Annotated in this window: 6 protein-coding genes and 1 rRNA gene (1 of these 7 running past the window's edge); 4 read left to right on the top strand and 3 right to left on the bottom strand. The window is 58.7% G+C overall.

Annotated elements, in window-relative coordinates; all coding sequences use genetic code 11:
• Nucleotides 1-609 (bottom strand): 16S ribosomal RNA (locus HU773_RS10635) (it extends 928 nt beyond the left edge of the window).
• Nucleotides 610-1,305: 696 nt separating this feature from the next.
• Between HU773_RS10635 and rhtA the strand changes: the two genes are divergently transcribed.
• Together rhtA and HU773_RS10625 are read left to right on the top strand one after the other, a co-directional pair.
• A complete protein-coding gene (gene rhtA, locus HU773_RS10630) occupies nt 1,306-2,193 on the top strand; it encodes a threonine/homoserine exporter RhtA (RefSeq protein ID WP_057441473.1) in 888 nt (295 codons plus the stop codon).
• Between the two features lie 169 nt (nt 2,194-2,362).
• Nucleotides 2,363-2,644: a hypothetical protein gene (locus HU773_RS10625; protein ID WP_057445083.1), complete on the top strand. Its 282-nt coding sequence runs from the start codon at nt 2,363-2,365 to the stop codon at nt 2,642-2,644.
• 4 nt (nt 2,645-2,648) lie between these two features.
• Here the strand turns inward: HU773_RS10625 and HU773_RS10620 are convergent, their stop codons facing one another.
• The gene (locus HU773_RS10620; RefSeq protein WP_115127889.1) at nt 2,649-3,209 is read right to left on the bottom strand and encodes a TetR/AcrR family transcriptional regulator; all 561 of its coding nucleotides are present in this window, start codon (nt 3,207-3,209) and stop codon (nt 2,649-2,651) included.
• Nucleotides 3,210-3,299: 90 nt separating this feature from the next.
• Between HU773_RS10620 and HU773_RS10615 the strand changes: the two genes are divergently transcribed.
• Together HU773_RS10615 and HU773_RS10610 are read left to right on the top strand one after the other, a co-directional pair.
• Nucleotides 3,300-4,031 carry an SDR family oxidoreductase gene (locus HU773_RS10615; protein ID WP_057441470.1) on the top strand — a complete coding sequence of 244 codons (732 nt, stop codon included), beginning with the start codon at nt 3,300-3,302 and terminating at the stop codon, nt 4,029-4,031.
• A gap of 36 nt (nt 4,032-4,067) precedes the next feature.
• Nucleotides 4,068-4,658 (top strand): 2-hydroxychromene-2-carboxylate isomerase, encoded by a 591-nt coding sequence (locus tag HU773_RS10610; protein WP_057441468.1) that lies wholly within the window; start codon nt 4,068-4,070, stop codon nt 4,656-4,658.
• Between the two features lie 44 nt (nt 4,659-4,702).
• Here HU773_RS10610 and HU773_RS10605 read toward each other — a convergent pair whose 3' ends face one another.
• Nucleotides 4,703-6,511, bottom strand: coding sequence for an aminopeptidase P family protein (locus HU773_RS10605; RefSeq protein WP_057960202.1), 1,809 nt, complete (start codon nt 6,509-6,511; stop codon nt 4,703-4,705).
• Nucleotides 6,512-6,514: the final 3 nt, after the last annotated feature.

The raw sequence follows: 6,514 nt of genomic DNA, 5'->3' as shown, positions 1-6,514 counted from the left end.
CGGGGATTTCACATCCAACTTAACTAACCACCTACGCGCGCTTTACGCCCAGTAATTCCGATTAACGCTTGCACCCTCTGTATTACCGCGGCTGCTGGCACAGAGTTAGCCGGTGCTTATTCTGTCGGTAACGTCAAAATTGCAGAGTATTAATCTACAACCCTTCCTCCCAACTTAAAGTGCTTTACAATCCGAAGACCTTCTTCACACACGCGGCATGGCTGGATCAGGCTTTCGCCCATTGTCCAATATTCCCCACTGCTGCCTCCCGTAGGAGTCTGGACCGTGTCTCAGTTCCAGTGTGACTGATCATCCTCTCAGACCAGTTACGGATCGTCGCCTTGGTGAGCCATTACCCCACCAACTAGCTAATCCGACCTAGGCTCATCTGATAGCGCAAGGCCCGAAGGTCCCCTGCTTTCTCCCGTAGGACGTATGCGGTATTAGCGTCCGTTTCCGAACGTTATCCCCCACTACCAGGCAGATTCCTAGGCATTACTCACCCGTCCGCCGCTCTCAAGAGAAGCAAGCTTCTCTCTACCGCTCGACTTGCATGTGTTAGGCCTGCCGCCAGCGTTCAATCTGAGCCATGATCAAACTCTTCAGTTCAAACATCTTTGGGTTTTTAAGAAACCCTAAACTTGGCTCAGCAATCGTTGGTTACATCTTTGATTTCTCGCGGAGTAACTTGTGATGCTGATAATCTTGTTGACTATCAGTCTGACTCCACAAGCACCCACACGAATTGCTTGATTCAGTTGTTAAAGAGCGGTTGGTTAAGATCTTTCGTCTCAACCGAGGCGCGCATTCTACAGCAGCCTCATTTGCTGTCAAGTGATTATTTTCAGAAGTTTTCGAGGATTTCCTCAACAACTTCAACCACTTGCGCTTCCGATCTCTCGTTAGCGGGAGGCGAATTCTACAGCGTTACACGCTGCTGTCAACACCTCTTTTTCTCCGCTTTCGACCGAGAGGATCGAAACGTTAATAGAGCCAAACAACACTGCTCTACCAACTCCTTCTGGGCTTCGATGAACTGAAGCAACTCGCTGTCGAATTCTGCGTAACTCTTTGTTTACCAAGGAGTTTTCCGTTTCGACTGCGCCGGAAGTGGGGCGAATTATAGACTTCCAGAATCTGCCGTCAACCTTTAATTTCATTTTTCTATCGAAGAGCCCAGCAACTCTCAAAAACCTCGCCTTCTATATAGAAGGCCCAAGAAATTGAGCAATATATTGCTCAATTGCCAGCAGTTGATCATCATAGTGCCCTCTGCCTCTATATGAATCAGGACAAACACCCCCAATGACCACCTCATCCCGCAGCCTGGGCTCGGCGCTGTTTCCTGTTGGCCTACTGCTGATTGCCATGGCCTCTATCCAGTCGGGCGCTTCACTGGCCAAAAGCATGTTCCCGATTGTGGGCGCCCAAGGCACCACCACCCTGCGCCTGGTTTTCGCCAGTATCATAATGCTGCTGTTGCTGCGCCCCTGGCGCGCCAAACTCACCGCCAGGTCACTGCGTACCGTCATCGTCTACGGCATGGCGCTGGGCGGCATGAACTTCCTCTTCTATATGTCATTGCGCACCGTGCCCCTGGGTATTGCGGTAGCCCTGGAATTCACCGGCCCACTAGCCGTTGCCATCTATGCTTCCCGGCGTGCCGTCGACTTCCTGTGGATAGCCCTGGCCATTATCGGCCTGCTGCTATTAATACCCGTCGGTGAAGCAAGCCAAGGCATCGACCTGACCGGCGCCGCCTACGCATTGGGTGCGGGGATCTGCTGGGCCCTCTATATTCTGTTCGGCCAGAAGGCTGGCGCGGACAATGGCGTGCAAACCGCGGCTCTCGGCGTAATGATCGCCGCACTGTTCGTCGCCCCCATCGGTATCGTCCATGCCGGTAGCGCGCTGCTGACACCCGCGCTGATTCCGATCGCCATTGGCGTGGCGATTCTTTCCACCGCCCTCCCCTACACCCTGGAGATGGTCGCCCTGACCCGCCTGCCCGCGCGCACCTTCGGCACGCTGATGAGTATCGAGCCCGCGTTCGGTGCGCTTTCCGGGCTGTTTTTCCTCCAGGAATACCTGTCCCTGGCGCAATGGCTGGCGATCGCCTGCATTATCCTGGCCTCCGTGGGCGCAACGCTGACCATGCGTAGCCAGTCAAAGCCAATCATCGCGGCAGATTGAGACAGGATTTAACGAAGCTCTGGCATTTGCCGCTCAATTAGGCCATGTTTAGGCTGTAACTCAGTGTCAGTCATGGAGATTTTCGAATAAGGACATCCACCGACCCTACACTTGAGAGCGAGCAAAGCCAGCATCGGGCATTCCAACGGCGCGGCTATTAAGGATGGTAATGAAGCGAATTTTGATACTGCTTGTCGTCATCGCCTTGGCTGGGTGTGCCGCAACCACCAAGACAGAAGTCAAACGCGGAAAGAAAGGGCTGCATATCAACTGCTCTGGCCTGTCCTCCTCTTGGGACCAGTGCTACACCAGCGCAGCCAACTCGTGCGGCAAGAAAGGCTACAGAGTGATCGCCAAATCCGGCGACAACAGCGAGGAGCCGGGTGACTACCCCTTCGGCATCAACCCGGCCGGCTATACCAGCCGTAGCATGATCGTGCTCTGCAAGTAAGCGCTCATTCCTGCGAAATTCTCTGACTGAGCTCTTCATAGCTCGATGCAAGTACCTGCGCCTGAACCTGCGGGTCGACCATCATCCTGGCCACCACCAGTGCACCCACACACTGGGATAAGATCGCCCAGGCCAGGCTTTCGCTCTCCAAGATCCGCGCCCAGTTGGCCTGCAGCCGGCAAATCCACTCCTGGGCGTGTTGGCGTACCGCGATATCCGCACGGGCAATTTCCGCGCCCATGCTCGGCAAGGCGCAACCGTCTTGCACTTGCTCCACATGGGCCATGCTCAGATAGAACTTGAGGCAGCGCTGCAGGCGCTCCCGACTCTGCACCTCGCCCACACTCAAACGCTCCAGGCTTTGGCTCAACTCATGCTCGACGATGGAGCTGAACAGCGCGTCCTTGGACGAAAAGTGGCTATAAAAAGCCCCGCCACTCAGGCCAATGGCTTTCATCAGCCCATCTACGCCAACGCTGGCAAACCCTTCTTTTTTCGCCAGGGCCGCACTGCTGTGCAGGAGCTTGTCCCTGGTTTGCTGCTTGTGACTGACTGAATAGCGCATCGCCTCTCCCCTTGAAGACACCACCTTGACGCCTGCCGAATCGTAGCATAACGTTCGTTTAGTTAACGATCGTTTACCCAAGGACTTGCCATGACTGAGAATAAGAAAATCGTACTGGTCGTCGGCGCAGGCGACGCTACAGGCGGCGCCATTGCCAAGCGTTTTGCCCGCGAAGGTTATGTGGCCTGCGTCACCCGACGCAGTGCCGACAAGCTGCAACCCCTGGTGGACAGTATCCAGGCTGCGGGCGGCGAGGCTCACGGCTTTGCCTGCGATGCACGCAAGGAGGACGAGGTGATCGCGCTGATCGAGCAGATCGAAAGCGAGCTGGGTCCGATTGAGGCATTCGTGTTTAACATCGGCGCCAACGTGCCGTGCAGCATCCTCGAAGAAACCGCCCGCAAATATTTCAAGATCTGGGAGATGGCCTGCTTCTCAGGCTTCCTCAATGCCCGTGAAGTGGCCAAGCGCATGGTGACCCGCCAGCGCGGGACGATTCTGTTTACCGGGGCCACCGCCGGGTTACGCGGTGCCGCAGGCTTTGCCGCCTTTGCCGGGGCCAAACACGGTATTCGCGCCCTGGCCCAAAGTATGGCCCGCGAGCTGGGCCCGATGAACATCCATGTGGCCCACGTGGTCGTGGATGGCGCCATCGACACGGACTTCATCCGCGACAACTTCCCAAGCAAATACGCGCTCAAGGACCAGGACGGCATTCTGGATCCCGAGCATATCGCCGACAACTATTGGCACCTGCACCGCCAGCCACGGGATGCCTGGACCTTCGAACTGGACCTGCGCCCCTGGAACGAAACCTGGTAAGCACGCCAACATAACAATAAGCAGCGAGCATCCAACATGAGCAAAACCCTGGAATTTTTCTTCGACCTCGGCAGCCCCACCACCTACCTGGCCTACACCCAACTGCCCGGAATCTGTGCCGAAACCGGCAGCCAACTGGTGTATCAGCCCATCCTGCTGGGCGGCATCTTCAAGGCCACCGGCAATGCCTCGCCCGTCACCATCCCGGCCAAGGGCCGCTACCTGCTGCAAGACCTGGCACGCTACGCCAAGCGTTACGGGGTCCCCCTCAAGTTCAATCCGCACTTCCCCATCAATACCCTGACCCTGATGCGCGCCGTCACCGGCATTCAACTACGCCAGCCAGAACGCTTTATCGACTTCATCGACTGCCTGTTCCGGGCGATATGGGTGGAAGGGCGCAACATGGGGGATCCGGCAGTCGTAGCGGCGGTGCTGGCGCAACACCACTTCGACCCTGCCCAGGTGCTGGAGCTGACCCAGGATGAGGAGGTCAAGGACGCCCTCAAGCACAAGACCGAAGAGGCGATTGCCCGTGGCATGTTTGGGGCGCCTGCCATGTTTGTCGGCCAGCAACTGTTCTTCGGCCAGGATCGCCTGGACTTTGTCCGCGAAGCCTTGAGTTAAGCCTGCAAGCCGCTCGCCGGCCCACGCCTGCGAGCGGCCAGGCCTTATATAGCTGCCGTGCGCAACTGCAACCATTCCAGCGCGGCGCCGCTGAGCAACGGGCTCAAGCGTTGACGCACCTCGGCATGGTAGTCGTTGAACCACTGTCGCTCCTCGATCGTCAGCAGGGACGGTACCAGGCAACGGGTATCAATCGGGCACAGTGTCAGGGTTTCGAACTTGAGGAACTCGCCGAACTCGGTCTTGCCCGCCTCCCGGTTCAACACCAGGTTCTCGATACGCACCCCCCAACGCCCTGGGCGATAGGTACCCGGTTCAATGGAGGTGATCATGCCCGGCTGCATCGCAGTTTGCGGCGCGGCCGCCGCCTGGTAGGCAATCACCTGCGGGCCTTCATGGACATTAAGGAAGTAGCCCACCCCGTGACCGGTGCCGTGACCATAATCCACGCCTTCGGCCCAGATCGGTGCGCGGGCGATGGCGTCCAGCAATGGCGAGAGGATGCCCTTGGGAAACTGCGCGCGCGACAAGGCAATCACGCCCTTGAGCACCCGCGTGCAATCGCGCTTTTGTTCCTCGCTCGGCGTGCCGATGGGCACCATCCGCGTGATATCTGTGGTGCCGCCCAGGTACTGGCCGCCCGAATCAATCAGCAGCAGGCCATCGCCTTCGATCACCGCGTGTTCTTCTTCGGTGGCATGGTAATGGGGCATCGCGCCATTGCCATTGAACGCGGCGATGGTATTGAAGCTCAACGACACATAATCCGGACGACGGGTACGCGCGGCCGTCAGGTGTTCATCAATGGTCAGCTCAGTGATGCGCTCGCGGCCCAAGGCCGAGTCCAGCCAGGCGAAAAACTCGCACAACGCCGCGCCATCCTGCTCCATGGCCCGGCGGATATGCTCGGCATCCGCCAGGCTTTTACGGGACTTGGCCAATGTGGTCGGGTTGAGGCCTTCGACCAGCTTCACGCCACTGGCCAGATTCTCCAGCAGCCCCGCCGTCACGCGTGCAGGGTCCACCTGCAGGCTGGCCCCGTCCGGCACTTCAGCCAGGGCCGCGGCCACTTCACTGTAGTCGCGCAGCGTCACGCCATCCTGTTCCAGCACCCCACGCAACTGGGCATCGACCTTGCCGAGGGCAACAAACAGCGTGGCCTGCTGTTGGTTGATCAGGGCGAACGAGACAAACACCGGGTTGAACGAAACATCTGCGCCGCGCAGGTTAAACAGCCAGGCGATGTCATCCAGGGTGGCAATAAAATGCCAATCCGCGCCCTTTTCCTTCAGGCTGGCGCGCAGTGCCGCGAGTTTTTCGCCTCGGCTGACGGTGGCCTGGGGCGGCAGGTGCTGGTAGATCGGCTGGTTGGGCAGCGCTGGGCGGTCGGTCCAGACCTCGCTCAACAAATCAATATCGGTACGCAGGCGCGCGCCCCGCTCAGCCAGCTTGCCGCCCAGGGTACGGGCCGACGCAACAGCCATCACCGCGCCATCCACGGCCACCACCCCGCCTTCCGGGGTTTGCTCCCCCAGCCACTCCAGCGGGCCGGGCTGCCCCGGTTGCAACTTCACCAACTCAATGCCGCTGCCGTTGAGTTCCTTGGTCGCCTGCTCCCAGTAACGGCTGTCTGCCCAGACGCCGGCGAAATCAGCCGTGACAATCAGCGTGCCGACCGAGCCATGAAACCCCGACAACCATTGCCGGCCCTGCCAGTAGCCCGGCAAGTATTCGGACAGGTGCGGGTCGGCCGATGGCACCAGCAGGGCATCAATGCCCTCCCGCTTCATCAACTCGCGGGTGCGCGCCAGGCGCTGGGGAACCGTTCCATGGGGCAAAGGCTGCGTACTCATCAT

Source organism: Pseudomonas shahriarae (assembly GCF_014268455.2).
Taxonomy (GTDB): domain Bacteria; phylum Pseudomonadota; class Gammaproteobacteria; order Pseudomonadales; family Pseudomonadaceae; genus Aquipseudomonas; species Aquipseudomonas shahriarae.
The sequence above is the reverse complement of the archived record's forward strand: the minus strand, read 5'-3'. Positions and strand labels throughout refer to the sequence as shown.

Bases quoted from the DNA above. Each gene is read 5' to 3' on its own strand.
- rhtA (WP_057441473.1), top strand. From the start codon at position 1,306: ATGACCACCTCATCCCGCAGCCTGGGCTCGGCGCTGTTTCCTGTTGGC.
- HU773_RS10625 (WP_057445083.1), top strand. From the start codon at position 2,363: ATGAAGCGAATTTTGATACTGCTTGTCGTCATCGCCTTGGCTGGGTGT.
- HU773_RS10620 (WP_115127889.1), bottom strand. From the start codon at position 3,209: ATGCGCTATTCAGTCAGTCACAAGCAGCAAACCAGGGACAAGCTCCTG.
- HU773_RS10615 (WP_057441470.1), top strand. From the start codon at position 3,300: ATGACTGAGAATAAGAAAATCGTACTGGTCGTCGGCGCAGGCGACGCT.
- HU773_RS10610 (WP_057441468.1), top strand. From the start codon at position 4,068: ATGAGCAAAACCCTGGAATTTTTCTTCGACCTCGGCAGCCCCACCACC.
- HU773_RS10605 (WP_057960202.1), bottom strand. From the start codon at position 6,511: ATGAGTACGCAGCCTTTGCCCCATGGAACGGTTCCCCAGCGCCTGGCG.